1 protein-coding gene is annotated in these 971 nt (G+C 69.5%); it reads right to left on the bottom strand.

Features of this window, described 5'->3' with window-relative positions:
- Nucleotides 1–4: 4 nt before the first annotated feature.
- The coding region (gene xylA, locus OO67_RS35365; protein ID WP_033305940.1) for a xylose isomerase at nucleotides 5–971 on the bottom strand (967 nt) is incomplete at its 5' end.

Here is a 971-nt window from a genome sequence, read left to right as displayed (position 1 = left end):
GGTGTCAGCGGGCGCCGATGAGGTGTTCCATGGCGAGCTGGTCGAGGGCTTCGAAGGCCATGGAGCGTTCGGCTGCCGCGGTGGCGTCGAAGTCCTCGTAGGCGGTGCGGTCGGCGAGGAGTGCCTTGAGTCCGTCGTCGGCGGTGGGCCTGGCGAGCTCGTGGAGGCGGGAGGCGGTCAGGGCTTCCTGGACGGCGGGGTCGGCGCGGAAGGCGGCGGCGCGCTCCTTGAGGATGAGGTAGTTGCGCATGCAGTTCTTCGCGGATTCCCAGACGCCGTCGATGCCGTCGGTGCGTACGGGCTTGAAGTCGAAGTGCAGGGAGCCCTCGTAGCCCGAGGTCTCCAGGAGGTCGACGAGCCAGAAGGCCTGGCGCAGGTCGCCGGCGCCGAAGCGGAAGTCCTGGTCGTACTTGATGCCGGACTGGCCGTTGAGGTCGATGTGGAAGAGCTTGCCGGCCCACAGGGCCTGGGCGATGCCGTGGGGGAAGTTCAGTCCGGCCATCTGCTCGTGGCCGGTCTCCGGGTTCACGCCGACCAGCTCGGGGCGCTCCAGGCGCTCGATGAAGGCCAGGGCGTGGCCGATGGTGGGCAGGAGGATGTCGCCGCGGGGCTCGTTGGGCTTGGGCTCGATCGCGAAGCGCAGGTCGTAGCCCTGCTCGGTGACGTAGTCGCCCAGCAGGTCGAAGGCCTCCTTCATGCGGTCCAGGGCCACCCGCACGTCCTTGGCCCCGCCGGACTCGGCTCCCTCACGGCCGCCCCAGGCGACATACGTGCTCGCGCCGAGCTCGGCGGCCAGGTCGATGTTGCGGATGACCTTGCGCAGCGCGAAGCGGCGCACGTCGCGGTCGTTGGAGGTGAACCCGCCGTCCTTGAACACGGGGTGCGTGAACAGGTTGGTGGTGGCCATCGGGACCTTCATCCCGGTGCGCTCCAGCGCGTCCTTGAACCGGCCGATCAGCCGCTCCCGCTCC

Origin of the sequence: Streptomyces atroolivaceus (genome assembly GCF_000717025.1) — a bacterium.
GTDB classification, from domain to species: domain Bacteria; phylum Actinomycetota; class Actinomycetes; order Streptomycetales; family Streptomycetaceae; genus Streptomyces; species Streptomyces atroolivaceus.
This window is presented reverse-complemented; position numbering and strand designations above follow the sequence as displayed.